The sequence below is a fragment of the Nostoc sp. genome (assembly GCF_036917575.1).
In the GTDB taxonomy this organism is placed as follows: domain Bacteria; phylum Cyanobacteriota; class Cyanobacteriia; order Cyanobacteriales; family Nostocaceae; genus Nostoc.
Genome location: NZ_JBALDC010000025.1, coordinates 20,519 through 46,865 on the forward strand (window position 1 = coordinate 20,519; position 26,347 = coordinate 46,865).

A 26,347-nucleotide genomic window follows, 5' to 3' on the forward strand; every position below is an offset into this window, starting at 1 on the left:
CAAAGTTAGATCGGTGCTGCCTTATAGCCGTCACCCAGTTTTGGATCTCGAGGAGCAGCTGTTGCATTTAAAGATTGAGGTCTGACAATCCGGGATGATCGTCAGGACGACGACCTAGTATCCAGTGGTATTTGCGTTCGCTCTGGTGAATTGGCAGGTCGTTGATGCTGGCAATACGCCATCGCATGAATCCGTATTCGTCAAACTCCCAATTTTCATTGCCGTAAGAGCGAAACCAGTTGCCGGAATCATCATGCCATTCGTAAGCAAACCGTACAGCAATTCGGTTGGCTTGAAAAGCCCAAAGCTCTTTGATCAGACGGTATTCCAATTCTTTAAGCCACTTACGTGTTAAGAACTGGACGATCGCCTCACGACCAGATAAAAATTCTGAGCGGTTGCGCCAATTGCTATCCGACGTGTAAGCAAGTGATACTAGTTCAGGGTTACGTGTGTTCCAAGCATCCTCTGCGATTCGGACTTTTTGGATAGCGGATTCATTATCGAAAGGCGGCAGGAGTAGTTGAGGATTTTCGAGGTTGTTCATAGTATGTAAGCGGTAGAATCGCGCTCGTCTCAGCATGGTTGGATTAAAATTACAACAGATTTCAAAGAAGGTGAAGTACACAAACTAAGTCCCAAAGCTAGGTATGAACCCTGTTTTACTTCTGGGTTATGCTGTAAGTGCATGCCGACCGAATTACCTCAAAAGCTGTTTGATACAGTTCAATGAATACCATCCGCGATGTGCAGCGTTTCCCCAGATGCCCCCGTCACAATTGCAATTTTTCGTCTAGTTTTTTCATGATTTATTAAGATCGGGAACCGTGAATGTCACAGTTTCGCTAGTAATGACCTTGTGTGTGGGGTCAGCTAGTTCGATCAGCACCTTGTGCGGACCAGGTTCTAGTCCGACCAGGATAATCGTTTCGCCACTGGCATCAACAAAGTGCCACAGCGCGTCGTCAACGGTGATGTGGATATGCCCAATGCACGGCGATACGTCGAGGGCACCTTTACCAAACACTGGCAACACACGCAAATTCTCTGTCCGGTACTGGATAAAGACGTGGCCTTGGGCTAGTGGTTCGGGAAGCGGTGGATCGACAATCAGCTTGGGTGGTGCTTCGTTTGCGATCGCAATCAACGGTGATGGTCCGATAATGTCCCTAGCGCTCGGTGTGTGGCTGTTCATAGCGGATAAGTATCTGAAAGTAGTTTATATGACTATCCCTTTGCAGGTGAATAAGTGCAGAGTCATAGCTTTGAAGAAGCGATCAACGTTTCTTCGATGCGAATTCCCAGACCGCAAATGCAAATGCTTTAGTATCTTCCTCGATTGCGACAAGTCGTGCATAAACTAATAACCATCGACTTCAACAATAGCTTGAGCAAAGCTCTGTGGGGCTTCTTGGGGCAAATTGTGACCGATACCGCCTTTGATGAGTCGGTGTGTGTACTTACCAGAGAATTTTTTGGTATAGGATGAAGCATCTGGATGCGGTGCTCCATTGGCATCACCTTCAAGCGTGATTGTGGGCACGGTGATGACCGGGGCTTCGGCGAGCCGCTTTTCTAGAGCGTCATATTTAGGTTCGCCTTCAGCCAATCCGAGTCGCCAGCGATAGTTATGAATGACGATGCTGACTGCTGACCATTTCGGACTGTTTCACTTGAAAGAAAGCGCGTCGTGCCATAGCCACGCAGATACGGGACGATCACCCGGTAACCTGCTGATGCCAGTAAAGGCGCGACATCGACATAGCTATGAATGTCGTAGGGCCAGCCGTGCAAGAGGATGACAAGAAAATCCAGAGATAGGGCAGACGCAAAGACTCTTACTCAATTTTTTAGCTCTTTGCGTCACCCTACCCTTCGGGAACGCTAAGAGCGAACGGGTTCGGCAGTGACGCTCGTTCGCGTAGCGTCTCCGACAGGAGAAGACTCGCTACCGCTTCGCTAACGCAACCGACGGAAACCGCCAGGACTGCGACTGCCTCACCGCATCTTTCCATCTTTGCAGCCTATTGCAGATGTTTCTTCAATTCAGCGGCAGCTTGAACAAACAGAGAACGGACTTCTGGCAGATCAGCTAAACCATTGAGCAGTCCAAAGTCATGAATCATGCCGTTGTACTGCACCGCTGTCACCGCTACCCCAGCTTCATCCAACTTACGTGCATACGCTGTGCCTTCGTCATGCAAAATATCGCTCTCTGCAATCACAATTAACGCTGGAGGCAAGCCTTTCAGTTGCTCAACCGTTGCTTGTAGGGGAGAGGCATAGATGTCTTTGCGCTTTTCTGGGTCAGCGATGTACATGTCATACATCCACTTCATCGTGGGTACGGTTAGGAACCGCTTGTCGCCAAATTGATGATAAGAATTCGTTTCAAAATCCGCATCGACGATCGGCCACATCATGATTTGTAGCTTGATGTGTGGTCCTCCGTTTTCTTTCGCCTTCAAAGTAGTGACCGCTGTCATATTTCCACCAACACTGTTGCCAACGACTGCCAGATTCTTGCCATCCACGCCAATCTCCTCACCATGCTCGGCAACCCATTTGGTCGCAGCAAAAATCTCATTGATCGCCTGTGGGTACTGAGCATCTGGCGTGCGAGTGTAGTTTACGAAGACACCCGCAAACCCTGAAAGCACAACCAGATCGCGAACCATGCGCTTGTGTGTTGGGTAATCACCCAGCACCCAACCACCACCATGAATAAAGATGAAAACAGGTAATGTGCCCTTGACCCCTTCAGGTCGTACAATATTGAGGGTAATTGAATAACCATCAGCAGTAATCGTTTTTTCAGATTCTTCAATGCCTGAAAGGTCTACTGAAACGGAAGTCTGTGCATCCACAAGAACTTGACGTGCTTCGACTGGAGTGAGTTTCTCCAGTGCCACACCCGCTGAATTCAGCACTTTCAAAAATTCCTTCGTTCCTTTGGAAAGACGTGGATCGTCTGCAACTTCCAGAATTTTTGCTGCTTGCGAGTTTGCTTGAGCAACCATGACATTCTCCTCTAATGAATTGTAAACAATCTGTTAAGATGGCACTGTTAACTTAATTGATTTAACAGTACTGCTTTATAAGTAGTAATTGTAGAATGACAATTACTTTTTACCGACATCGTTTCCCAGCCAAAACTATTTGTTACTGGTGGTTAGCTTGGTGTTCTCTGTGAGTGGTCAGAAAGCGGCGAATATGGTCTGCGATCGCGTCCCCATCTTCTTCTAGAGCAAAGTGTCTCGTATCAAACAAATGAAACTCCAGGTTTTTTAAATCGCGTTTGTAGGCATAAGCTCCCTCGACTAAAAAGCCCTGGTCATTTTTGCCCCATACAATTAGCGTCGGTGGTTGATATTGGCGCAAGTAAGCTTGCCATTGTGGATATAACTACACATTTGATCGATACTGTACGATAAGTGATCATGGGTTTACTCTTTTGAATTCAAATCGTTCAACAGAATCAGAAATAGTCGATCTTGTTTATTCAAAGGTTCATACCTGGGATAATTTATCATTTCCACCAATCAAGTGAGAACGGATTGCAGTCGTGATGTGAGAAATTGCTCTATATAGTTTGCGATCGCATCCCCATCCTCTTCTAGAGCAAAATGTCCGGTATCGAGTAGATGGAACTCAACGTCTTTCAAGTCACGCTGGTAGGGATAAGCACCCTCAGCAGGAAAGATGTAGTCGTTCTTGCCCCAGACAATCAAGGTAGGGGGTTGATAGTTGCGGAAATACTCTTGCCATTGGGGATAGAGCGGTGGATTGCTGCCATAGCTATAAAACAGCGCCAGTTGAATCTCTTCGTTTCCGGGACGATCGAGGAAATGTTGATCCACCGTCCAGGTATCGGGACTAATTGCTTCTAGATTACGAACACCATTGGTATATTGCCACTTCGTTGCTTCCAGGGTGAAAAGATATTTGAGCTTTTGGGCATTCTCAGGCGATCGCTCTTGCCAGTATGCTTTAATTGGTTCCCAAAATTCGCGCAGACCTTCCTCGTAGGCATTGCCATTTTGAACAATCAGAGATTGCACGCGCTCTGGATATTTAGCCGCAATCCGATAGCCAATCGGAGCACCATAATCCATCACATAAAGGCTGTACTTTTTGAGATTGATCGCAGCAATGAATTTTTATACAATCTCAGCCAAGCGATCAAACGTGTAGTCAAATTCATTTACAGTTGGCATCGAACTGTTACCCTAGCCAGGGTAATCAGGAGCAACGAGATGGAATTTATCAGCAAGTGCTGGTATGAGATTACGGAACATGTGAGACGACGTTGGGAAGCCGTGCAATAGCAGAATCGTTGGATTATCACGGGAACCCGCTTCGCGGTAGAAGATGTCTAAACCATCGATAGAAACGGTGCGATATGTAGTTATGGGACTACTCCTTGTTCAGAATGAAGTTGTACGTTATGACACCGGATCAAATTGTCATTTAATAAAACCGGGCATTGAGCGATATTTCTAAATTGAAAATCAATGATTACTCGTTCAGCCAAATCAGAAACAAGTGAAAATGTTTGTGCAAAACCTCACATTCGATCGTGGTGATGGTGCCAAATAGCAATAACTGTGTTGGACGCAGGCTGAGTCCAACTTTTTTGGCTTCAGCTCGTTGATCGATGCGGGCAAAAATGGTGATGCCTTTTGCCCGAAGGATAGCTTCTAAGCGATCAATGGTTTCGGTTACTGAATATGGGCTGGACTAACTGATGATGCCGTTATTTGCATTCATAGCACCGAACTCCTCAACGGTTTTGGTGATGGATATTTTTAGGACACTTCAAATCTGTGCCATACCGCCATCGACAAACAACTCAATACCGTTCACAAAGCTGCTGTCAGCTGAAGCGAGAAAGACAACGGCTTTGGCAATCTCATCGGGTTTGCCGACTCTTCCCAGTGGGATAACGCTGGCTTGGGTATCCACGAATTCTTGCAACTGCTGGTCATTCAGTCCCAAAAGATCGTAACCAGGAGTCGGAACCACACCAGGGCTAATGGCATTTACTCGGATCTTGCGTTCTCTAAGGTCGAGTATCCAATTCCGAGCAAACGATCGCACGGCGGCTTTGGTGGCGCTGTAAACACTGAAAGCTGGCGTACCTTTTATAGAAGTAGTCGAAGCATTCAGGATAATAGAAGCGCCCTCTGGCAACAGTGGCAGTGCCTTTTGTACGGTGAACAGCAAACCTTTGACGTTTATGTTGAATGTTTTGTCAAAGTCTTCCTCTGTGATTGCTCCAAGTGGGGCAATTTGTCCACCGCCAGCATTAGCGAAGATGATATCGAGGTGTCCTTGGTCTTGCTTAATGGTGGCAAATAGGCGATCGAGGTCTGCCAGGTTAGAAACATCGCTTTGCACAGCCGTAACATTTTTCCCAATGGCTTCTACAGCCGCATCCAGTTCGACTTGGCGACGACCCGTGATATAGACATAGGCACCTTCAGCAACAAACTGTTTGGCTGTGGCAAGACCGATACCACTGTTGCCACCTGTGACAAGGGCGATTTTTCCTTCTAGTTTTTTCATTTTGCGAATCCTCTGATTATTGGGTTTAAATGCAATTTTTGCACAATGACGAGGCTGTACCTAGCCCACAGCTTTTAGCAATTAAGCTAGTCGCGCTAACTTTTGGGTAACGCTTCAAGTTAAGTAGCGCTCAAATCTGTGCAATTTCACTTTAAGGTTGATACAAATAGACAGCAGTGGGGCAGGGAACAGTTCTTGCTGGGGGAAAGAATTAAAGACCAATCATTTGTATCAGCCATTTTGTGAAATGGTATCAGGAGTCAGGAGTCAGAAAAAAGTTTGTGTAATCAATTCTGTCGGAGTACTTATACCTGAAGTCTTAGGGTAGATCTCCGGGCGCACCCAGAATTTCGTCGCCAATTTCGCTAGAGATGCGATTGAACAATTCCATGTCAGGTGCCTCATTCTGGTTTAGCGTCCCTGTTGCTTCAATTAGTTGAGCAAAAGCACTAGGCGAAGCAACGACTAACCCGCGAGCTGGTTGATCGCTGAGTGCAGCAACAACATGGGGTATGCCCATCGGAATGAAGGCACTTTCACCTGCGCCTAGCACAACCTTATTCTTACCAACCCAGACAGTGAACTCTCCTTCCAACACATAGAGTTGTTCTGAATAGCGTGTATGGCGATGGGGTGGAGTCTGTGCACCAGGAGGGAAATAGCCCTCAATCAGGTCATATTTACCGTCAGTTGTGGTGTGATCGGCGACGATGGTAAGGTAGTTATTAAGAAGCCAGAATGATTTCGTCATAGAAGTACTCCTTCTAATGAATGAATTGTGTTATGAACGCTCAAGCTTGCAGATCAGATAGAGCAAGCAGGGTGTAGGGGGTAGGGTTCCGGCTCAGAAAAGTAACCCCAATCAACTTCAGAGCCTATTAGGCTAAAGCATTGCGCCGGAATTGGAATTTCTGGTTTTGTAGCTGGGTTGCCCGCTTCCAGGAGTAACACGGTTGTGTCACAGTCTTCAGTTAGACGATTGGCAACCACACAACCTGCCGACCCTGCACCGATTACAATGTAGTCATAATTGGTCATAAAGTTCTCTTCCTCTGTTATCTACAATGGATAAATGGAGTCAAGAATAAACTGATTTAAAGAGCGATCGCTGAAACACTGTTAGTTATTCATTGCTTCTCTTAAAATTGGGATTACTTCACAGAGCCGTGCTTGCTGCTTCAATCACTTTGCTAACCTCTTTTGGATGAGAGATAAAAGGAACATGACTGGAGTTAACTTCGGTTGTCTTAGCATTAATCCGTTTAGCCATAAATCGTTGAAGTTCAGGGTTGATGGCGCGATCGCTTTGAGTGACGATAAACCAAGAAGGAATCGTTTTCCACGCGATTTCATTCAATGATTGCTCAAACGCGGCGCTGGCGATCGGTTTTTGGGTTGCTGCCATCACTCGCGCCTCAGCCTTCGATACGTCCTGGGCAAAAAATTCGTGAAACTTCCCGCGATCTATATAGAGAAAGTTTGCAGCATCAGGTGCGATCGCCTTGCTAATCGGAGCTGCTGCGTACTTTTTATTTAAATCACTCGTCTTTTCACCGACATCTGGGGCGAAAGCATTAACATAAACCAGAGCTTTCACCTGTGGATTGCCAGCCGCCGCACCCGTAATCACATTTCCACCATAGGAATGTCCGACCAAAACAACGGAACCTTTTTGATTGTCAATTACCCGCTTCGTTGTTGCCACATCATCAGCAAGCGAGGTGAGCGGAATCTGCACAGCGGTCACTCTATAGCCATCCTCCTGTAACAATGGAATAACGTGTTGCCATGATGTACCGTCAGCAAAAGCCCCATGAACGAGAACGATCGCAGGTTTAGAGTTGGAGGCTTGAGGTAATTCCTTGGAGGTGGCTGATGTTGGATGCATTAATATGCCAACGACAACACTTAATGCAGATAACCACAGCAACAATTTTTGAACTTTTTTCCATGTAAAAACTATCATTGCGATCGCCTTTGTATTCTTGCTAAATTGCTGAATTCTCTGATTCTTGTTGTCTGTATAGAAGTTATGAAATAATATCCGCTGAAATACTTATTAAGATAAGCACCAAAAATCTTAATCATTTGTAGCAACAACAGCTGCCATTATCTGCTCAACAGTCCATCGATCGAGATAGCGAATTCCATTAATAAATAAAGCAGGTGCAGCCTCCACTCCACTTCGCAGTCCACCTTCGATGTCCGCATTGATCCGATTGACATACGCTCCCTTGGATAAATCCTGCAAAAATTGAGAAATATCAAGTCCTAAACGATTGGCGTACTCTACTAGATAGCCATTTCCCAACTCCTGTTGATGGATAAATAGCATCTCATGCATTTGCCAAAACTGCCCTTGAGCGGCTGCTGCTTCTACGGCTTCCGCTGCCCGGTGAGCATGTGGATGAATCTGTACTTGAGGGAAATGACGGAAGAGAAAACCTAAATTGTTTTCTCCAAACGAAACCTGCAATTGCTGCCCGGCAACTTTAATCAATCGATAGACGTTGGCACTTTGAAAACATTCATAATCTCCATACATGACGAATACTACAGCAGCATTCAGTACACCCTGGATATGATCCTGGGTTAAAGGCGGAACGAATAGAGAACGATTATTATGGTCGTAAGTCATCTTTCGGTTTGTATTAAGCAATACTTTTGCCTCACAAACCAACTGCATCAACATCGCTATGAATTCAATATAGAGAATTGACCCTCTGTTGTCGTCCACTCTGGGTTGACATTTTTGTACAATCAAGTGATGGATGAACCTGTCCATCTGGTAGTGGAAGATTGTCTCCAACTTTAGTTGGAGTCTAAAGCCAATCTAAAGAGAAAAAGGTAAAGAAGGCAGCTATGCTGGAGGCAGAGGTGATAAGTGAAGAATTTGAACGGGGCTTTAACCCCGCTTAATTCTTAGCCACCTTCAGCGGAGATTATGGTGAGGGACTCAGACCCTTGCTCAATGAGGTCGCAGCAGAGAACACAGAGCAGTATTCCAACTGAGCCTCCTGCCCTCTACCCTCTGCCCTCTGCCTTTCATGTTCAAGGGACGATAAGTGAGTTAAAGTGCTTGCTGTATCAGCTTTATAGCCAGTAAGCCTTGCTGATAATATGCCTACTTATTGCGAATGGAATCGACCAGTTCCTCGACCCATGCTTGACATTCATACTAAGCAACTATCCAATTTTGACCCTTACGGGTGACGCTCGTTCCTCGCTAACGCCAGTCGCTCATGGGGGACTCGGGGCCCCCTTTGGGGATTGGGGGAGAACCCCCAAGATCGTGCTAGCTCACCATATAAACCTATCCAAAAATTACTGTTACCCCAACGACAAATATCGTGATACGCAACATCTGCCGACCAATAGGTGGTACAAATGGAAACACTCATAAATAACAACAAAAATCAATCGGTTTACGATGTAATCATTTCCGGGGCTGGGCCAGTAGGACTTTTCCTAGCCTGTGAATTGGCCTTGACCAAATGTTCAGTTCTAATACTGGAAAAGGCGGAAAATCCACACTCGCTATTGAAGCAACTTCCTTTTGGGATACGGGGACTCTCAGCGCCTACTATTGAAGCACTTTACCGTCGTGGTTTACTAAATGAGCTTGAGATACATAAACGCCTTAAAAATCCCCATCAAAATGCCGGACAAGGATCGCGTCGTCAGGTTGGACACTTCGCCGGCATTCCATTTCATGAGGGCAATATTGACACCTCACAATGGACATATCGCCTACCAAGCTCGACCGAAACAAGTTTGATATCTGAAATGGAGGAGCTTGAAACGGTACTGTCTCGCCGCGCAGAAGCCTTGGATGTAGAAATCAAGCGCGGACTTGCTGTGACTGGCTTTCACCAAACTGAGGATCGGGTAACTGTTCAGTCAGGCGATCAATCTTTTAAAAGTAAGTGGCTCGTGGGTTGCGATGGAAGCCGTAGTGTTGTTCGCAAGGCAGGCGGTTTTGAATTCGCCGGTACGGAGCCAGAATTCACCGGCTACACTACTTTAGTAGACATTGCAGACCCAGAGAAGCTGAGTCCAGGGCGAAACGTAACACCAACCGGTATATACCTCCAATCTCAGCCGGGCTACATCGTAATTCAGGATTTTGATGGTGGGGCATTTCATAATGCAGGAAAGCCAATCACGCTTCAACACGTGCAGGAGGTGTTACGGCGCGTCTCGAACACTGACGTTACCATCAGCGCCCTGCATATCGCAACCACGTGGACTGACCGAGCACGGCAGGCTACAATCTACCGCAACGGACATGTACTTTTAGCCGGCGATGCCGCGCACATTCATTCGCCGTTAGGAGGCCAAGGGCTTAACCTTGGACTGTGCGATGCCATGAACTTGGGCTGGAAGCTCGCCGCAACCATCCATAATATTGCGCCGTCAGGATTGTTGGACAGTTATTATACCGAACGTCACCCAGTTGGTGTGCAGGTTCTGGATTGGTCACGCGCCCAGGTTGCAATCATGAGACCAGGCCCAGATGCCCGCGCACTGAATGCAATTATCCGCGACCTGATGAATACGCGCGATGGTGCCACTTATATTGCAGGAAGGGTGTGGGGCGTTTTGACACATTACAATCTCGGTAGCGACCACCCTTTAGTAGGCCACAGCGTTCCCAACTTTGAGTTCAAAGACGGTACAAGAATTGGCGAGCTAATGCACGATGGCCACGGGATACTGCTTAATTTCGATATGAATGCTTCACTTAAAACTTTGGCGAGTGAATACGGCGACCGAATGAAGTATGTTTCGGCCCAGGCGAAAGAACAATTAGGCTTGAGCACTGTACTGATACGTCCTGATGGGATTATAGCCTGGGCTTCTGAGAGCGAACCTGATGAGCAATTAATCAGACAAGCGGTTGCTCTCTGGTTTGGTCGATAGTGGTAGTGAAATAGCTAAATCCTAACACCCTTGTGAACTTTTCCCCCACTTACAAACTGACAATCCCACGCTTAACAGCAGTAATCACGGCTTGTGTGCGATCGCTCACTCCCAGTTTGCTCAAAATGCGATTCACATGCGATTTAACAGTGCTTTCACCAATACTCAAAGCAGTCCCAATTTCTTGGTTACTCATTCCTTGTGCCATCAAACGCAGCACTTCCAACTCTCGTTCGCTCAGTTCTGGATTGCTCATTCGCTGCAATAATTTTGCGCCCACTTCTGGCGGAATGTATTTCTGACCATTATGAATGGCGCGAATCGCATTTAAAAGCTCGCCAGGTTTCGCATCCTTAAGCAGATAGCCTTGAGCGCCCGCCTGCAAGCCGCGATAGATATCTTCATCACTATCGTAGGTCGTGAGTACCGCAATCCGAGCCTGCTTAAATTCAGCACAAATCGCCATAATGGCTTCAACACCTCCCATTTTGGGCATTCGTAAATCCATTAGTGTGACATCGGGTTGGTATTCTCGAAAGGCGTTGATCGCTTGCTGTCCATCTTCAGCTTGAGCGATCGCACTCATTTCTGGATCGCGGTTAATGATGGTTACTAAACCCTTTCTAACTATGGGATGGTCGTCAACAATCAGCACCCGAATCGTAGTGGATTGGCTCATTGTAATTCTCACTCTCGATTGCTAGTGACAATAATTTCTGTTCCTTGACCTGGTTGGCTTTGAATCGCTAGTTGTGCGCTAATGCGCTCTGCTCGTTCGCTCATCCCTAATAAGCCAAACCCACCGCTCAAAGGAATGCTACCCACTCCAAAGCCCCTGCCATCGTCTTTAACTCGTAAAATACACTGTGTCTCGTTATACACTAACTCAACCCGAATTTCGCTGGCACAAGCGTGTTTAATTGCATTGGTTAATGCTTCCTGCCCAATTCTGAGTAAGTTATTCTCCACTTCGGTTGGTAAGGAATAGGCTGTACCCTGAGTTTCGCAAATCACAGCCGTGTCAGTTATTGATCGCATTTGAGCCACAATCCGATGCAGGGCACTCTCTAAATTACCTTCTTCTAGTAGCCGCGGACGGAGTGCTGATACAGATCGCCGTGCCCCTGCCAGCCCAGCGCGTGCTAGTTCCTCAATCATTTCTAGATGTACTTGCGTTGCTTCCAGGTCATCTGCCAGCACTTGTGTTGCTGCTCCAACCTGAAGTAGAATACCTGTGAAGGATTGAGCCAGTGTATCATGAATTTCGCGCGCCATCCGGTTGCGTTCTTCCAGAATGGAAGCGGCTTCAGCGAGTTTGCGATCGCTAATGTCTGCGATTAAACTGTAGAAGCCTCTGACTTGAGCATTGTCATCGAAATCAGGGATCAAGGTCGCGCTGATGCACCGCTTACCAAACGGAAAAGGGATTTCTGCTTCTAGAGATACAGTTTGCCCTTCAAACACCCGATCAATATACGGTTCAAACCGTTGATAAACCGCCTCACCGAGAAGTTGGCGAACAGAGTTACCCAGAATTTCATTGCGGCTTTGGTTAAACCAAACCTCATAGGTACGGTTGATGAATTGATAACACCGATTGGCATCTACATAGCCGATCAGAACTGGTAGAGCGTCGGCAATCAGTCGCAATTCCTGTTCTCGGTCGCGCAGTTCTGCTTCGCTTTGCTGTAAAGCTGCCGTTCGTTCTGCCACCTGAAGTTCCAGGGTAAGATTGTATTCGGTTAACAGTTTCTCTGCTCGTCTGCGCTCTGTAATGTCTTGAAAAGCTACGATTGCATAAGCCACGTCACCCTGTTCGTCAAAAACTGGAGTTCCCCATGCTTCAATTGGAATATTTTTGTCGTTTCGGCGAATTTCCATGTCATCAACCGTGATGCGTTCACCACTTAATGCACGGACAATTGGCAGTTGGTCACTTGGATATATTTCATTTGTTCCTGCCCGATAAAACTGATAAACCTCTGCAAACCGCTCTGGTGTTATGGCAGGATCGACACCTTTACCTACTAGCTGAATTCTCCGTTGATTGGCGTAATAAGGGTGGCCCCTTGCATCTAATATTGCAATGGCTACTGGAACTGCTTCTAGAAATTGAGCCATTCTACTTTCACTCTTTTGTAGGTTTGAGTAGAGTTTGGCATTTTCAATCGCGATCGCTGCTTGAGTAGATAGAAGATTCAGAAGTTGCGATCGCTCTGGTGTAAATACCCCAGTTGCTAATTGATTTTCTAGATACAACACACCAACGAGCTTACTTTGATTGATTAGCGGCAAACATAGCAGCGATCTGATTTTGTGGTGCTGAATATATGAATCATGAATAAAATTACCTTCATGAGCTGCATCATTTAAGATGACAGATTCATGAGTCCGAATAACATACTGAATAATGGATTCGGGTAAACGATTTACCATTAGCATCGATTGCAACACTTGTGTAGCACATACCTGCTCACCCTCATGGAGTTCACAAGCAGCCTCAATTACCCATTCTTCTGAGTTTTCTAAAATCAGATATCCAGTTTGTGCGCCAGCGTTCTCGATTAAAATCCGCATCAATGAGTGAAGCAACTGATCTAGTTCAATTTCACTAGAAATTGCTTGTGATGCTTTCATGATTGTTGCTAAATCGAAAGCGACATGTAAGGTATTTGAGGTCGTTTTAGATGCTTTAAGGCTTGTTGCATCAGCCATACCGGATGACTGAAGAAAGAACTGAGGATAACGAGTTTCTAAATCTTTGACCTTTGCTGTGGCTCCCCAGCGTTTATAGCAGTAGTGCGCTTCTCTCATATAAAGCTGGGCAAACTTCTCTCTGCCACGACCCAGATAAAATTTAGCAGCTAACTCATAGGCTAAGGCTTCTTCTCGCAAATAGCCATTTTCTTTCGCTCCTTGAATAGCTTGTTCGTAGAAATCCTCTGCCTCAAGCAACTGACCTAAAACTCTCGCCCTCTCTGCTTGTATGAGATGATATTTATGCAAATGATTCATGGGTGCATATTGCGCCCATTGCTGCATTTTCTCCTGACTAACAGCAATTTTTTCCAGAATTTCTGCTTGTACCTCAACGCTGTCAGGGTATATGGCAAGTCTTGCCAAAGCAGCATAGAGGTAGTAGAAAGGAACAAAAGCTGTACCAACTATTTGAGTCAAATAGCGCTCTGCTATCGTTGCATTCTCGACTGCCTGAGCGTACTCACAAAAGAGGTAGCATAGGAAAAGTTTATTAGCATAGACATCAAAAATCGCAGTTCCATCATTTGCTACTTCATGTTGTGGTAATCTATTTTCCTCATTGTAAAATTCACCAGCTAGATGGATTGGATGGTCTGAGCAGCCCATCAAATTTGCGACTACCTGCTGAAATATTTGATTCCAGGTCAGCGCCGTTTCCTGTTTAATCTGACCGATTGCCTGATTGTATATTCTCATCTCGCGCTCAACTTCTATGAGTTCATTTCCGACTGCATAGAAATTAAAGCAATAAGCGTGTGCAGTATAGGCGACAAACTCCAAATCTCCGGTTTCTAATCCATTGTGGTAGGCTTTTAATAATGGCTGCAACGTGTTTATAAGATGCTCTTTCCAATGAATGATGAAAGTATTCACAATCAGCAATGTTCTAGTGCTGAGTGAATGAGTATTGGAGTGTGACAATAGCCTTAAAGCGAGCTGTCCAAATTCGTAGCCCGTCTCGATATCTCCGACCTTTCCACATAAAATTAATCCAAAGTTGGCATACGCAAAGGGAGACACAAGGGCATTCCCATGCTTGATTGACAAGCTGACCTGTTTAGCTACCAGTAGCACCATCAGAGCGGGAGCGGCAATCCAGGACGAAATCGTAATTATAGATAGAATTCGCATCGCCACTAACTTATCCTGCTCACTCATTTCTGGCAAATAAGTCAAGTCTTCGATTGATTTCTCACTCAAGAGGTGTGAGATTGCGTCTAGTTCAAGCTGAATATCCGACTGGCTAGGTTGTTCGGGCAAATGAATCCCAAATTGTGGCAAAACCTGTAATGCTGTATTGATTGCCTTTAAGGGCTGACCCTGTGCGATATAAGCCTGAATTTTGACTTCGTAAACTTTTACGCGATCGAGAATTGTTTTAGCGTCCTGCAAAACAGCCTCTGCCCAATGTTCTACATTTTCAAACTCACCACACAAATATGCGACTTCTGTTGTTTCAGTATATAACTCTAAAGCCAGGTCATAGTTGGTTTGCCAGCTAGAATCTGCCAGCCATGCTCTACTCATCGCCAAATAGTTTTGTGCCGTACCATAAGCGATCGCTCCCTTGGCTTTCTGACTTGCCATCAGGTTCAATTTGGCAATTTCATCTCGTTCTGCTTGATTAGTAATCAATTCGATTCCATGATTGAGATGATCCACAACTTCAAACAGTCGATCTGCTAACGCTTCTTTAAGCAAATTGCGACCAATTTGAAGATGAACCACCTGTTTGTGGGATTCATGAATTAGATCGTAAGCTGCTTGCTGAACGCGATCGTGCGAAAACTTGTAATTCTGAATCAGCAGATTCTCATCTAACTCTGAGGTTGCAACAAGCAACTCTGACTGAATTACGGTTGTGAGTTCTGCAAAAATTTCAACTGCTGGTCGTTCACAGATGACTGAGAGTGTCGCTAAATCAAACTCAGCACCAACACAAGCAGCTAAGGATAAAACCTGTTGAGTTTGCTCTGGAAATTGTTTCAGCTTTCCAATAATTAACTCCACAACATTGTCGGTAATATTTTTGGCTTTAATATGAGTAATGTCCCATTGCCAGCGTTGTTGATTAATATCGAAGACGATCAGACCTTCAATGTACAGCGCTTTGAGAAATTGATTAGTGAAGTAGGGATTGCCGTTCGCTTTTTGCCATATCAGTTCTGCTAAAGGTGCAATCGACTCAGTATGCGTATGCAAGGTTTCAGCAATTAGTTGAGCCACCGCCCCTAGTCCTAGCGGAGCTAACATTATCTGGCTAATAGTAATAGTTTCCTGCTTTAGCTTCTCTAAGGTTGCAATCAGCGAATGTGTTTGAGTGACTTCGCGATCGCGATAAGCTCCAATTAAAAGCAGGGCTTGTATCCCACGATCGCTCATAATTAACTCGATAAGCTTAAGCGTAGCAGAGTCTACCCATTGCAAATCATCCAGAAAGATGACCAGAGGATGCTCAACAGAACAGCAGGCTCGAATGAACTTTTGAAAGACAAGGTTAAACCGATTTTGTGCCTCAGTTGCTCCAACTTCTGCTACAGGTGGTTGCTTGCCAATAATCCACTCAACTTCTGGAATGACATCAATAATCAGTTGTCCGTTGCTGCCTAATGCGGTGAGAAATTGCGATCGCCATTTTTGCAGTTGCTCGTCAGGTTCACTTAGTAATTGTTGAACCAGTTTTCGTAGAGCATCTGCGATCGCGCTGTAGGGAATATTGCGCCCAAATTGGTCAAACTTACCCGAAGTGAAATAACCGCGCTTTGCTGTGATGGGTTTGTAGAGTTCCTGTACTAAGGCTGATTTACCAACACCAGCATAACCAGACACTAACATCATCTCAATATTGCATTGAGCATTTTTCTGATTTCCTATTCCTGCCACTCTGTCAAATGCTGCTAATAATGCTGCAATCTCTGCTTCTCGTCCATACAACTTCTGGGGAATGTGAAAGCGATCAGAAACATCTTGTAGACCCAGTTGGATATTGCCAATTTTTCCTGTTTCTGTAAGTTGGGCTGCACAACGTTCTAAATCTGCTTTGATGCCCCAGGCACTTTGATAACGATCTTCTGCATTTTTCGCCATCAATTTCATCACAATGTCTGAAACATCTTTAGGAATTGCACTGTTAATGGGTGATGAATCATCCATCACACCCCTAATTTCACACGGAGGAATCGGCTGTTTAGCAATATGACAATGCACTAGCTCTAGAATATCCGTTGTTGCAAACGGCAGATGCCCAGTGAGCAATTGATAGAATGTCACACCGAGCGAATAAAAATCGGTGCGGTAATCGAGCAAACGGTTCATTCGTCCGGTCTGCTCTGGCGATAGGTAGGCAAGGGTTCCTTCTAAAACATGAGGGCTTGTAAAGGTTGGATTGGTGCGGTTAAATTGAGTGGCAATCCCAAAGTCGATAATCTTGACCACGCCCGTATTAGGATTGAGAACGATATTGCCAGGATTAATGTCTTTATGAATAATATTCGCGGCATGGATCTCACCTAGAATTTGTGTGAGCTTGACGGCAAGCAAAAGAAAAGTGGATACAGGCATCGGGCAGAAAATCTTTGGGTGCTGCTGCATCCAGTAATCCAAGGACTCTGCACCAAAATCTTCAAGGAGGATGACTAGCGTACGTTGGTAGTCCTCCTGGCTGTACGCCTTGATTACACCTTTTATGTTCAAAGAGCAGGTAATGGCATACTCCTGTCTATAGCGCTTGATTTCTTGAGGTGAGGGATAATCTTGCTTGAGCATTTTGACAACGACTGCCTGACCATTTTGCACTCGGATGCCTCGATACACTAAAGAGGCTGAACTCTCATAGATTTTGCATTGAATGGCAACTCCAGGCAGGGTAATCATCCAACTCTCTCCTGAGGTAGGACATAAGCACAGTGCCAATTATATGGTATTGAGCCGAGATACGCGACGTGAAACTTGTGCGTGGAAGCAGTAGTATATTTTACTGAAGAGTCGTTTCCTCTTGGGGTTCCTTCCTCTCAGTTCCCACAAAAACTAACTTTTTACGGGAAGTACCAAAACCCTTATCAAGGCAAGGGATAGGGTGTAGAGAAAATAAGAAAGTCTTACTACACCCTATACTCTGCTCTTACACTTGGCTGATTTATTAGCTTTACTTATGTTATAGAACCCATTTGAGATCTATACAGGAGGGCAATCGAATTTGGCTGAACTACGAGCTAAGTTACAAATTTTATAGATTGATCGTCAGGATTTTTTTCTTGCTTTTTTTGTCGCTCAACACGACTGTATTGTAGGGTAATGTATCCGTTCCCAGCGGAATTGGCAGCTTAAAACTGGGGCTTTTATGATCGAGTTCGCCTAAATCAATGCTTTTCGTTATATTGCCATCTGTTGCCAGATAAGCGGTAAGTTCGCCTTTATAATCTTCAATTAAAAAGTCTCTAAAGAAAACGACTGCCCCACCCTCAGGATCTATACCAAGGATGACCGTACCGCTGAAAGTTGTGCCTTTTCGTTCTTCATCAACCGTTGCCACTGTGATTTCCGAGGGGTCTTGACCGGACTTATCTGCCATAAACTTTTTCCTGAGCGAATTCTCAACAATTGAAAATGATTTTACCTGACGCTATGGGCGATCGCAAAACTCTTAGGACGTATTTCTGCATCGGTCTTGCAAATGTATAGCCAAGTTACTTCTGGTTATACGCCTAATTGGAAGATTGAGTAGGGATGATTCGGGGCTGAAAGCGATCACGAAGCGTTGCTGCAAAGCAGATCGCATCGCAGAAACCTGATAGAGGGGAGACGTTGAGAAGTTTCCGGATAACTTGATCCGACCTTGCCTCGGCAGTAGAGTGCCCTTATCTGTGAACTGACAGGTTTATGGAGTCAAAGGATATATAGAACCCATTTGATATCTTTTTTAGCTATAGCCGTAGTCACATAGGTTAGGACATTTTAAAAGAGTGAAAGCTAGGAATAGTAATAGTTTTACCTCCTGCCTCCTGCCTCCTGCTATATTATCAAGGATACCCTCCTGACACCAATGCTTGTAGTGCCAGAATACAGTCGAATAGGGTGGGAAATCTCGCTTGTAAGTCAGCCCAATTGCAACCATTCTTAAGTTGATAAAATACACCGTCAAGAATCTGCCGCTTTGTCCACAGAGGCGGTCTAGTTTTCTTTTTAGTCGGCAATAATGGCTCAATTATTTCCCACTATGCGTCAGTCAAATCGCTTGAATACCCCATTTTCAACCCTAAACTGCTTCAATGCACCTAATTTCTGTTGATTCTACTTGCTCGTCTAAAAGATATCAAATGGGTTCTATAAGGTTAACTCAGCCTTTTGACACTGATATTTAAAATCATTAATTAAAAAAAAACACTTAGTCGGCTATTCTTCGTACAGCTATACTCTTTTTTGGCGAAGGTATTGATATTCTTAATAATTTTTCCACTAGTTATCTTATCTCTTAAATTGGTATAAAGGACTTCTTTACACTCTACAAAAGATAGTTATAGGGGCGCACAGCTGTGCTACCTGAGGACAGATGTGGATGAAAACTGCTGTAATTCAGAAAAATTGTCTATGTGGTTTCACTAATGTCAATCTACCAACTCATCTGCTAAAGATTCTAAAGGTTTAGTGTTATATAAGCAATGCTTGCTAGAGTCTGGAGTGCGTCAATTGTGGGCATCGATGCCGTCAAAGTAGGTGTGGAAGTCGATGTGTCAGGAGGATTACCGGGAATAGTTGTTTTAGGACTGCCAGATTCAGCGATTCAAGAATCAAGAGAAAGAGTCAAAGCAACTTTGAAAAATACTGGCTTTGCCTTTCCGATGCGAAAGATAGTAATTAATTTAACTCCGGCAGATTTACGCAAAGAAGGCCCCTGTTTCGATTTACCTATTAGTGTGGGAATTTTGGCAGCTTCTGAGCAAGTTAGCGCTGATTTGTTGGGGGATTATCTATTTTTGGGCGAAGTTTCTTTGGATGGCAGTTTGCGTCCCGTGGCTGGTGTATTACCGATCGCAGCAGCAGCCCAAAAAATGGGAATTGCAGGTTTAGTTCTCCCTACTGATAATGCCCAAGAAGCAGCAGTAGTTGAAGATTTGGCTGTTTACGGCTGCAAACATCTGTCTGATGTGGTGGATTTTTTAAATAATCCAGGGCGTTACAAACCTGTGCAGATAGATAGTACAACACAAACAACAACAGTATCCTACCCTGGCGCAGATTTGCATGATGTCAAAGGACAAGCTCATGCGCGTCGTGCTTTAGAAATTGCTGCGGCTGGCGGGCATAATTTAATTTTTGTCGGGCCGCCTGGTAGTGGGAAGACGATGCTAGCAAGGCGCTTACCGGGAATTTTACCGCCGTTGAGTTTTGCTGAATCTTTGGAAGTGACTCGCATTCATTCGGTAGCTGGTTTATTAAAAAATCGTGGTACATTGGTACGCGATCGCCCTTTTCGCAGTCCCCACCACTCGGCATCCGGGCCTTCTCTGGTGGGTGGTGGTAGCTTCCCTCGCCCTGGAGAAATCTCATTATCTCACAGGGGTGTACTTTTTCTCGATGAACTCACTGAGTTCAAACGTGATGTGTTGGAATTTCTGCGTCAACCTTTAGAAGATGGCTACGTCACAATTTCCCGCACCAAACTATCAGTAATGTTTCCTGCACAATTTACTTTGGTGGCGAGTACTAATCCCTGTCCATGCGGTTACTATGGCGATACCATCCAACAATGTACTTGTTCTCCCCGCCAACGCGAGCAATATTGGGCAAAGCTTTCTGGGCCGTTGATGGATCGAATTGATTTACAAGTTGCAGTGAATCGCTTGAAACCAGAAGAAATTACCCAACAACCGACAGGAGAAACATCAATATCAGTACGCCAACGAGTGCAACAAGCAAGCGATCGCGCAATTACCCGTTTCCAAGGAGAAGCAAATCTGCGTTGCAATGCCCATTTGCAAAGTAGTCATCTCCAGAAATGGTGCAAGTTAGATGATGCTAGCCGCAATTTATTAGAAGCAGCAATTAGAAAATTAGGTTTATCGGCAAGAGCAAGCGATCGCATTCTCAAAGTAGCACGAACTATTGCAGATTTAGCAGGAGAAGATGAGTTAAAAACCAATCATGTAGCAGAAGCAATTCAGTATCGCACAATCGATAGAATGCAGTAGAAATTTTGTGATGATAGCTTAAGTCTGTTAAAGGTTGACGCAAATAGTTCGTGTTATGGCAGTCGCCATCTCAGTCAGGACGATTTCTATGCCAAACCCTTAAAGTTTAAGAGCTATCATTAGATGGTTAGCAACAGCTTGCAATATGATCAACCTATGACTGAGCCAAGTCGTATCACAATTGCTAATTCTTCTTCAATTATCGGCTTCCAGAAATCTGGTGGCGGAGACTGGCCAGTTTGGGATCGTTACCTGACAATTGAAAACAAACGAGCTTATCACATCGGTAATGTCTGCGGAACTTGCGCCTTCTTTTTTGTGCGGCTTGAGGGCGCGAACCGCAGTATCTCGGCAGCAGGCATTGCGGAGCAACTCAATACTGGAACTGACATTACTGATCCTACATTTACTTCTATTCTGAGCCAAATCCTCCCGACCGGAGCTTACTATGTCAATTTTCCAACAGTACTTCCACGCCTAATTGCACCCGGCGATCCTGACGACTATTTCGCTCAAGAGCAGGTCGCTTTGTGGGGAATCGATCCGTTGCCACATAATCCGCACATCACTTACTATCGTAGTCACTCACTCGCGCTTGGCGAACATCGCCAACTTTTCGAGTTTGTCATTCCTATGTTCCCTCTCACTTGCCTTGGTCAAGAGAGATTAATACATTATGAGGATGAAATAGCGCATGGCGGGCAACCAACTGCATTTACTCTCTCTATTTTGGACATTAAGCAGCCAGCAGTTTGGAACGGCGATCCTAAGATTACTGAGCATTGGTGTTTGGCTCACTATCTCCTTGATGGTCACCATAAAATGTATGCCGCAGCACAGCAGAATGCGCCGCTCAATTTAGTTTCGTTCTTGGCAATTGATGAAAGCCTTGCATTTGAAGAGGAAATCAAGTCGGCTCTAGCTGCTCTTACTTCACAACTGGCTCCTTAGCTTATCCTCTCAAAGCGGTAGAAATTTTACGCTGTGTGTGGGTACAGCAATATGAACAGCAACAGGGGCAAGTCTATTAACGATAAGCCGACAACTTATACCAATTCGCAATTTGCTTTTTTGCCCATTCGCAATTGAGAAATTTAGATGCAGCAAGGCTTTTCTGGCTTACATATGTTGCCTTATTTTAGAGAATTGGTATTACCATCCAACAAACAACTCATCTAGTAGTTCGCTTTCGTGACGAAAGCTCTTTATTGGGTAAGGGGGAAGGTGGGGCCCCCTCTGGGGATAAGGGGCAGGGGGAAAGGTTTTAAATCCCAAACCCAGTTCCCTTTCCCCTTTCCCCAGCCCGAAAAAGCGCATCTTTGGGTTGGCAGACTACTAGCCTCTCTATGATTCTATTCGCCTTGCCTCTAAGACGCAGGATAAATCAACTCACCAATACGCTTGAGAATTTGCAAAACTGCGTACAGTTCTCTCGCTGATGCAAACGGAGCAATGACAACATCAACGCATCTTTATTATCGCCAATTGGTGCGTAGGTGTAGCCCGTCGTAGACATCGCATTTTCAAAGTAGGGCAGACTTTATTTAATGATTAAGACTGACATAATAAATACAAATAATAGTGTCTATGCAAGCAAAAATAAATAAGGTTAATTAGTGAAAGTTCTAATTAACCATTTATCATTAATAGTTACCAAAAAGCTGGAAAATACTTATGGTTCAAACTTGGCTGTGGATTGGTGTCATCAGTATGGCAGTGGGTTGTGCTTTTTTCGGAGTAGGCGCACACAATGGTAAAAACGAACGCTGGAAAATACTCTATACACTTAATTTTTTCATTTGCTTGATTGCTAGTGGGCTGTACTTAGCAATGGCACTCGGTCAAGGAGTTAACATCATCAATGATCGTCCAACTTATTGGGTGCGATTTGTGACTTGGTTTTGCTCAACGCCGCTGTTGTTGTTGGATCTGACTTTCTTGGGAAGAACGAGCTTACTGATTACAGGTAGCTTGTTAGGAGCAAACGCCTATATGCTTGCCACTGGCTTTTTAGCTACAGTTACACCCAAGCCGATCAGTTACATCTGGTATATTGTAAGTTGTGGTGCTTACCTGGCGGTTTTCTACTTATTAGTAAAGCCCTACCGGATCGAGGCAGAACGCAAACATCCCAGATCCAAGCAAGCATTTCGCAAGCTGATAACTGTGCATCTGGTGCTGTGGACACTCTATCCAATAGTGTGGATTCTTAGTCCAGAATGGTTTAACGCTTTTGGTCAAGTTGGGGAAACAATGGGTTATACGTTACTAGATATTGCCTCTAAAGTCGGGTTTGGTTTTCTATCATTAAACACCCTACGTAATTTAGAACAAGCAGGAGAATTGGTTACTGAATCAGAACCCTTATATGAGTAAGTAATAAATTTTCAGTCTGATGCTTTAAATAGCTAACCGATGAACAAACTCCGAATTTTAGCGAAACGATATTAGGAGAATCAATCAAGGTATTATGTGATCGCTGCCACTGCATTTTATATGCTAAAGCGATCGCGCTACATATTGTCTACCAAAAAGGAAATTATTTATAGATATTCTCGTCAAATAAATTATCGACTTTGCTAAATTCCTCCTCTAGGACACTTCACAAATATCCTTGGGAGGATGTCACAACTCAGGAAATCAGTATCCAATATATCAGGGACTAAGCCACATCCCCTACAAGGAGACTGATTGGATGAATTTGCAGGAAATTTGGAAGCTATTACAAGAGACGTTCAAAGAATGGAGTGAAGATAAAGCCTCACGATTAGCGGCGGCGTTAGCTTATTACACGATTTTTTCCATTGCACCATTGCTAATTATTGTAATTGCGATCGCAGGTGCAGTATTTGGAGAAGAAGCGGCAAGAGGTCAAATTGTCGAACAAATTCAAGGTTTAGTCGGGGTAGATGGCGCAAAGTTTCTCGAAACAGCTATCCAAAATGCTAATAAACCAAAAACAGGAGCGATCGCTTCAATTATTAGTGTCCTAATTTTAATAGTGGGTGCTACAGGCTTATTTACTGAGTTGCAAGATGCCATGAACACAATTTGGGAAGTGAAAACCAAACCTGGACGTGGCATAAATAACATGATTCGCCTCCGCTTTTTATCCTTTGCAATGGTGATTGGGATTGGCTTTTTACTTTTAGTTTCTCTAGTAATTAGTACAATATTAGCAACATTAGTAACATATTTTAGTAATTTGTTACCAGGTTTTGATTTTATCTGGCAAATTGCTAATTTCATCATCTCATTTACAATAACTACAGTATTGTTCGGACTAATTTTTAAAGTTCTACCAGATGTCAAAATTGCATGGAGTGATGTTTTAATTGGAGCTGCTCTCACCTCAGTTTTGTTCTCTATTGGAAGATTTTTATTAGGACAATATCTAGGTAATGGTAGTTTTGGTTCAACCTATGGTGCTGCTGGCTCACTGGTGGTGATTTTAGCTTGGGTTAACTATGCCGCACAGATTCTTTTCTTCGGTGCAGAATTTACTCAAGTTTATTCTCGAAGGCATGGAAGCGGCATAGTTCCAACTAAAAATGCTGTACATATATCTGATGACACAAAGTACAATGGCAAGGCTACAAATCAACAAGCACCGAAAACTAAGAAAAAGTCCTTTATTAATCGTTTATTTAAGTATTTTAAGAAACCAAAACGCTTAAAGTAGAAAAGAAAAAATCAGCGATTTTAATGCTTGATTGCTGGATGTTTATATTTATAAATCTGATAGAGATTGAAGTATTTAATATCCAGTCTAGAGAATTAGTCCCTTCTTGCCACAGTTGATTTTTTTGGAGTTATAGCAGGAGGCAGGAGGCAGGAGGCAGAAGGCAAAAGGTAAAACTATTACTATTCCTAGCTTTCACTCTTTTAAAATGTCCTAACCTATGTGACTACGGCTATATATAGGACTATGATTTGATTGCGTGAAAAAACTTCGTACAACTCGAAAAGCCTGATTCCCTACTCCCCAGCTACGTAGATAATTTCAGAAATCAAATATGAGTCCTATATCATGTCCGCCTAATTAGTTATAATTCCTGCATCTGTGCAAAAAGAAAGAAAACTCTTTTTCCCCCTGTCCCCTGCTCCCTTGCAGTCTTAATGATAAGTCTTTTACCGGACACGATATTACTTACTCAACTGGTTGGGTTACAAACTTCCCCAGTTTCAACGTTTCCTGAATCCGCCACCGCTGCTATTGGTAAAAAATGGTCGGATAATTGAGCGCCATCTGCAACAAGAGTTAATTACAGATGATGAATTGATGAGCAAGTTACCTCAGCAAGGTGTAAAATTTTTAGCTAATGTGAAGTTTGCGTATATAGAGGCTGACGGCAGGATTAGTATCATCATGTCGGATTCAAAAACTAATGCCGTCCGTGAGCAGAAAATAGCGTTAAAAAGCGATCTACATTAATTAAACTGTAAAATATGACGGTTGTATTCTGTGCCGAACTGTGATTGAGCGTTATACTTTGCCGGAAATGGCTAATCTGTGGAGTGAAGCCTATAAACTCAAAACTTGGCTGCAAGTCGAAATAGCTGTTTGTGAGGCTCAAGCTGAACTTGGTTACATTCCATCCCAAGCCGTTGAGGAAATTAAAGCCAAGGCAGATTTTGATCCAAAGCGGGTGCTGGAGATTGAGGCTGTAGTCCGCCACGATGTTATTGCTTTCTTGACAAATGTCAATGAATATGTAGGTGATGTCGGACGCTACATTCATCTGGGTTTAACTAGTTCGGATGTTTTGGATACAGCTTTAGCACTGCAATTAGTTGCCAGTTTGGATATATTATTGCAACGTCTGGAAGATTTGATTCAGGTAATTCGCCAAAAAGCACGGGAACATCGCTATACAGTGATGGCTGGCCGATCGCACGGTATTCACGCTGAACCGATTACTTTCGGTTTTAAGCTAGCTGGTTGGTTAGCAGAAGTATTGCGACACCAAGAACGTCTGAGAATACTCCGCAAGACGATCGCTGTTGGTAAGATTTCTGGTGCGGTGGGAACTTATGCCAATATTGAACCGCATGTAGAAGCGATCGCTTGTCAAAAACTCGGACTCGAACCCGATACGGCCTCAACTCAAGTTATTTCCCGCGATCGCCACGCCGACTATGTGCAACAATTAGCTTTGGTAGCAGCAACCATTGAACGCTTTGCTGTAGAAATTCGCAATCTCCAAAAAACAGACGTTCTGGAAGTTGAAGAATTCTTCGCCAAAGGTCAAAAAGGTTCCTCAGCAATGCCACACAAGCGTAACCCCATACGTTCGGAACGATTGACAGGAATGGCACGACTCGTCAGAAGTCATGCCGGTGCAGCTTTAGAAAACATTGCTTTATGGCATGAGCGAGACATTTCCCACAGTTCTGTAGAACGGGTAATTTTGCCAGATGCTTGTACTTTGACCCACTTTATGTTGTCAGAAATAACTGATTTGGTCAAAAACTTGCTGGTCTATCCTGAGAACATGAAACGCAATCTCAACTGTTACGGCGGCGTTGTGTTCAGCCAAAAAGTGTTACTAGCTTTGATAGACAAGGGAAGCAACCGAGAAGAGGCTTATGCGATCGTTCAAGAAAGCGCTCACGCCGCTTGGAATCAGCCAGAAGGAAACTTCCAGGACTTGATTAGCAAAGACCGGCGTGTTATTCAAAAGTTGTCTCCAGCAGAACTAGAGGTTTGTTTCGACCCCCAGCAACATCTGCGGCATTTAGAAGAAGTTTATCAACGATTAGGTATTTAGGATTAATTTGCTTGTAATAAGCACTTAAACGCCTACTACAAGCAAATTATCCCAAAAATACGCAGATATCATCAAAAAAGATACAGTAGAATGTCAAGTTATATCAATTTGAAAAAAATGTGACAAATAGCTCGTTTG

General features: G+C 44.2%; 20 protein-coding genes and 3 pseudogenes. 7 read left to right on the top strand and 16 right to left on the bottom strand.

Annotation, left to right across the window (positions count from 1 at the left end; translation table 11 throughout):
• Positions 1–67 precede the first annotated feature (67 nt).
• The 12 genes and pseudogenes from V7K79_RS05650 to V7K79_RS05700 form a co-directional block, all read right to left on the bottom strand.
• Positions 68–547 carry a nuclear transport factor 2 family protein gene (locus V7K79_RS05650; RefSeq protein WP_335045504.1) on the bottom strand — a complete coding sequence of 160 codons (480 nt, stop codon included), beginning with the start codon at positions 545–547 and terminating at the stop codon, positions 68–70.
• Between the two features lie 255 nt (positions 548–802).
• On the bottom strand, positions 803–1,195 hold the full coding sequence (locus V7K79_RS05655) for a DUF6130 family protein (RefSeq protein ID WP_335045505.1): 393 nt from the start codon (positions 1,193–1,195) through the stop codon (positions 803–805).
• Positions 1,196–1,360: 165 nt separating this feature from the next.
• Positions 1,361–1,543 (bottom strand): alpha/beta hydrolase, encoded by a 183-nt coding sequence (locus V7K79_RS05660; protein WP_335045507.1) that lies wholly within the window; start codon positions 1,541–1,543, stop codon positions 1,361–1,363.
• Positions 1,544–1,575: 32 nt separating this feature from the next.
• Entirely contained in the window at positions 1,576–1,794 is a 219-nt protein-coding gene (locus V7K79_RS29940) for an alpha/beta fold hydrolase (RefSeq protein ID WP_442938889.1), read from the bottom strand.
• A 230-nt stretch (positions 1,795–2,024) separates the two neighbouring features.
• A complete protein-coding gene (locus V7K79_RS05665) occupies positions 2,025–3,020 on the bottom strand; it encodes an alpha/beta hydrolase (RefSeq protein ID WP_335045509.1) in 996 nt (331 codons plus the stop codon).
• A 142-nt stretch (positions 3,021–3,162) separates the two neighbouring features.
• A complete protein-coding gene (locus V7K79_RS05670) occupies positions 3,163–3,381 on the bottom strand; it encodes an alpha/beta fold hydrolase (RefSeq protein ID WP_335045512.1) in 219 nt (72 codons plus the stop codon).
• Between the two features lie 161 nt (positions 3,382–3,542).
• Positions 3,543–4,412: pseudogene (locus V7K79_RS05675) on the bottom strand (alpha/beta fold hydrolase).
• A 406-nt stretch (positions 4,413–4,818) separates the two neighbouring features.
• Positions 4,819–5,568, bottom strand: a complete 750-nt coding sequence (locus V7K79_RS05680) for an SDR family oxidoreductase (RefSeq protein ID WP_335045514.1) — start codon at positions 5,566–5,568, stop codon at positions 4,819–4,821.
• A 319-nt stretch (positions 5,569–5,887) separates the two neighbouring features.
• Positions 5,888–6,319: a cupin domain-containing protein gene (locus tag V7K79_RS05685; RefSeq protein ID WP_335045517.1), complete on the bottom strand. Its 432-nt coding sequence runs from the start codon at positions 6,317–6,319 to the stop codon at positions 5,888–5,890.
• A gap of 80 nt (positions 6,320–6,399) precedes the next feature.
• A pseudogene (locus V7K79_RS05690) lies at positions 6,400–6,606 on the bottom strand (choline dehydrogenase); the annotation flags it as partial.
• Positions 6,607–6,724: 118 nt separating this feature from the next.
• Positions 6,725–7,534 (bottom strand): alpha/beta fold hydrolase, encoded by an 810-nt coding sequence (locus V7K79_RS05695; protein ID WP_335045523.1) that lies wholly within the window; start codon positions 7,532–7,534, stop codon positions 6,725–6,727.
• Between the two features lie 114 nt (positions 7,535–7,648).
• Positions 7,649–8,206: a DsbA family protein gene (locus V7K79_RS05700; protein WP_335045525.1), complete on the bottom strand. Its 558-nt coding sequence runs from the start codon at positions 8,204–8,206 to the stop codon at positions 7,649–7,651.
• A gap of 749 nt (positions 8,207–8,955) precedes the next feature.
• On the opposite strand from V7K79_RS05700, the gene V7K79_RS05705 reads away from it, so the two are divergent.
• The gene (locus V7K79_RS05705) at positions 8,956–10,491 is read left to right on the top strand and encodes an FAD-dependent monooxygenase (protein ID WP_335045528.1); all 1,536 of its coding nucleotides are present in this window, start codon (positions 8,956–8,958) and stop codon (positions 10,489–10,491) included.
• Between the two features lie 49 nt (positions 10,492–10,540).
• Here the strand turns inward: V7K79_RS05705 and V7K79_RS05710 are convergent, their stop codons facing one another.
• From V7K79_RS05710 to V7K79_RS05725, 4 genes are all read right to left on the bottom strand, one after another.
• Positions 10,541–11,170, bottom strand: a complete 630-nt coding sequence (locus V7K79_RS05710) for a response regulator transcription factor (protein WP_335045530.1) — start codon at positions 11,168–11,170, stop codon at positions 10,541–10,543.
• A gap of 8 nt (positions 11,171–11,178) precedes the next feature.
• Positions 11,179–17,124, bottom strand: coding sequence for an AAA family ATPase (locus V7K79_RS05715; RefSeq protein WP_335045532.1), 5,946 nt, complete (start codon positions 17,122–17,124; stop codon positions 11,179–11,181).
• A 352-nt stretch (positions 17,125–17,476) separates the two neighbouring features.
• Positions 17,477–17,821 carry a hypothetical protein gene (locus V7K79_RS05720; RefSeq protein WP_335045534.1) on the bottom strand — a complete coding sequence of 115 codons (345 nt, stop codon included), beginning with the start codon at positions 17,819–17,821 and terminating at the stop codon, positions 17,477–17,479.
• A 448-nt stretch (positions 17,822–18,269) separates the two neighbouring features.
• Entirely contained in the window at positions 18,270–18,443 is a 174-nt protein-coding gene (locus tag V7K79_RS05725; protein ID WP_334925951.1) for a transposase, read from the bottom strand.
• A gap of 465 nt (positions 18,444–18,908) precedes the next feature.
• Between V7K79_RS05725 and V7K79_RS05730 the strand changes: the two genes are divergently transcribed.
• From V7K79_RS05730 to purB, 6 genes and pseudogenes are all read left to right on the top strand, one after another.
• Complete coding sequence (locus V7K79_RS05730; protein ID WP_335045537.1) at positions 18,909–20,438, top strand: YifB family Mg chelatase-like AAA ATPase; 1,530 nt, start codon at positions 18,909–18,911, stop codon at positions 20,436–20,438.
• Between the two features lie 156 nt (positions 20,439–20,594).
• Entirely contained in the window at positions 20,595–21,389 is a 795-nt protein-coding gene (locus tag V7K79_RS05735; RefSeq protein WP_335045538.1) for a hypothetical protein, read from the top strand.
• A 723-nt stretch (positions 21,390–22,112) separates the two neighbouring features.
• Positions 22,113–22,814, top strand: coding sequence for a microbial rhodopsin family protein (locus tag V7K79_RS05740; RefSeq protein ID WP_335045539.1), 702 nt, complete (start codon positions 22,113–22,115; stop codon positions 22,812–22,814).
• A 319-nt stretch (positions 22,815–23,133) separates the two neighbouring features.
• The gene (locus tag V7K79_RS05745; protein ID WP_335045541.1) at positions 23,134–24,120 is read left to right on the top strand and encodes a YihY/virulence factor BrkB family protein; all 987 of its coding nucleotides are present in this window, start codon (positions 23,134–23,136) and stop codon (positions 24,118–24,120) included.
• A gap of 465 nt (positions 24,121–24,585) precedes the next feature.
• Positions 24,586–24,873, top strand: a pseudogene (locus V7K79_RS05750) (DUF421 domain-containing protein); the annotation flags it as partial.
• 40 nt (positions 24,874–24,913) lie between these two features.
• Positions 24,914–26,209 carry an adenylosuccinate lyase gene (gene purB / locus V7K79_RS05755; protein ID WP_335045542.1) on the top strand — a complete coding sequence of 432 codons (1,296 nt, stop codon included), beginning with the start codon at positions 24,914–24,916 and terminating at the stop codon, positions 26,207–26,209.
• Positions 26,210–26,347 lie beyond the last annotated feature (138 nt).

Bases quoted from the DNA above. Each gene is read 5' to 3' on its own strand.
- V7K79_RS05710 (WP_335045530.1), bottom strand. From the start codon at position 11,170: ATGAGCCAATCCACTACGATTCGGGTGCTGATTGTTGACGACCATCCC.
- V7K79_RS05650 (WP_335045504.1), bottom strand. From the start codon at position 547: ATGAACAACCTCGAAAATCCTCAACTACTCCTGCCGCCTTTCGATAAT.
- V7K79_RS05695 (WP_335045523.1), bottom strand. From the start codon at position 7,534: ATGATAGTTTTTACATGGAAAAAAGTTCAAAAATTGTTGCTGTGGTTA.
- V7K79_RS05745 (WP_335045541.1), top strand. From the start codon at position 23,134: ATGAATTTGCAGGAAATTTGGAAGCTATTACAAGAGACGTTCAAAGAA.
- V7K79_RS05700 (WP_335045525.1), bottom strand. From the start codon at position 8,206: ATGACTTACGACCATAATAATCGTTCTCTATTCGTTCCGCCTTTAACC.
- V7K79_RS05715 (WP_335045532.1), bottom strand. From the start codon at position 17,124: ATGATTACCCTGCCTGGAGTTGCCATTCAATGCAAAATCTATGAGAGT.
- V7K79_RS05720 (WP_335045534.1), bottom strand. From the start codon at position 17,821: ATGGCAGATAAGTCCGGTCAAGACCCCTCGGAAATCACAGTGGCAACG.
- V7K79_RS05730 (WP_335045537.1), top strand. From the start codon at position 18,909: ATGCTTGCTAGAGTCTGGAGTGCGTCAATTGTGGGCATCGATGCCGTC.
- V7K79_RS05740 (WP_335045539.1), top strand. From the start codon at position 22,113: ATGGTTCAAACTTGGCTGTGGATTGGTGTCATCAGTATGGCAGTGGGT.
- V7K79_RS05655 (WP_335045505.1), bottom strand. From the start codon at position 1,195: ATGAACAGCCACACACCGAGCGCTAGGGACATTATCGGACCATCACCG.
- V7K79_RS05665 (WP_335045509.1), bottom strand. From the start codon at position 3,020: ATGGTTGCTCAAGCAAACTCGCAAGCAGCAAAAATTCTGGAAGTTGCA.
- V7K79_RS05685 (WP_335045517.1), bottom strand. From the start codon at position 6,319: ATGACGAAATCATTCTGGCTTCTTAATAACTACCTTACCATCGTCGCC.
- V7K79_RS05735 (WP_335045538.1), top strand. From the start codon at position 20,595: ATGACTGAGCCAAGTCGTATCACAATTGCTAATTCTTCTTCAATTATC.
- V7K79_RS05705 (WP_335045528.1), top strand. From the start codon at position 8,956: ATGGAAACACTCATAAATAACAACAAAAATCAATCGGTTTACGATGTA.
- V7K79_RS05680 (WP_335045514.1), bottom strand. From the start codon at position 5,568: ATGAAAAAACTAGAAGGAAAAATCGCCCTTGTCACAGGTGGCAACAGT.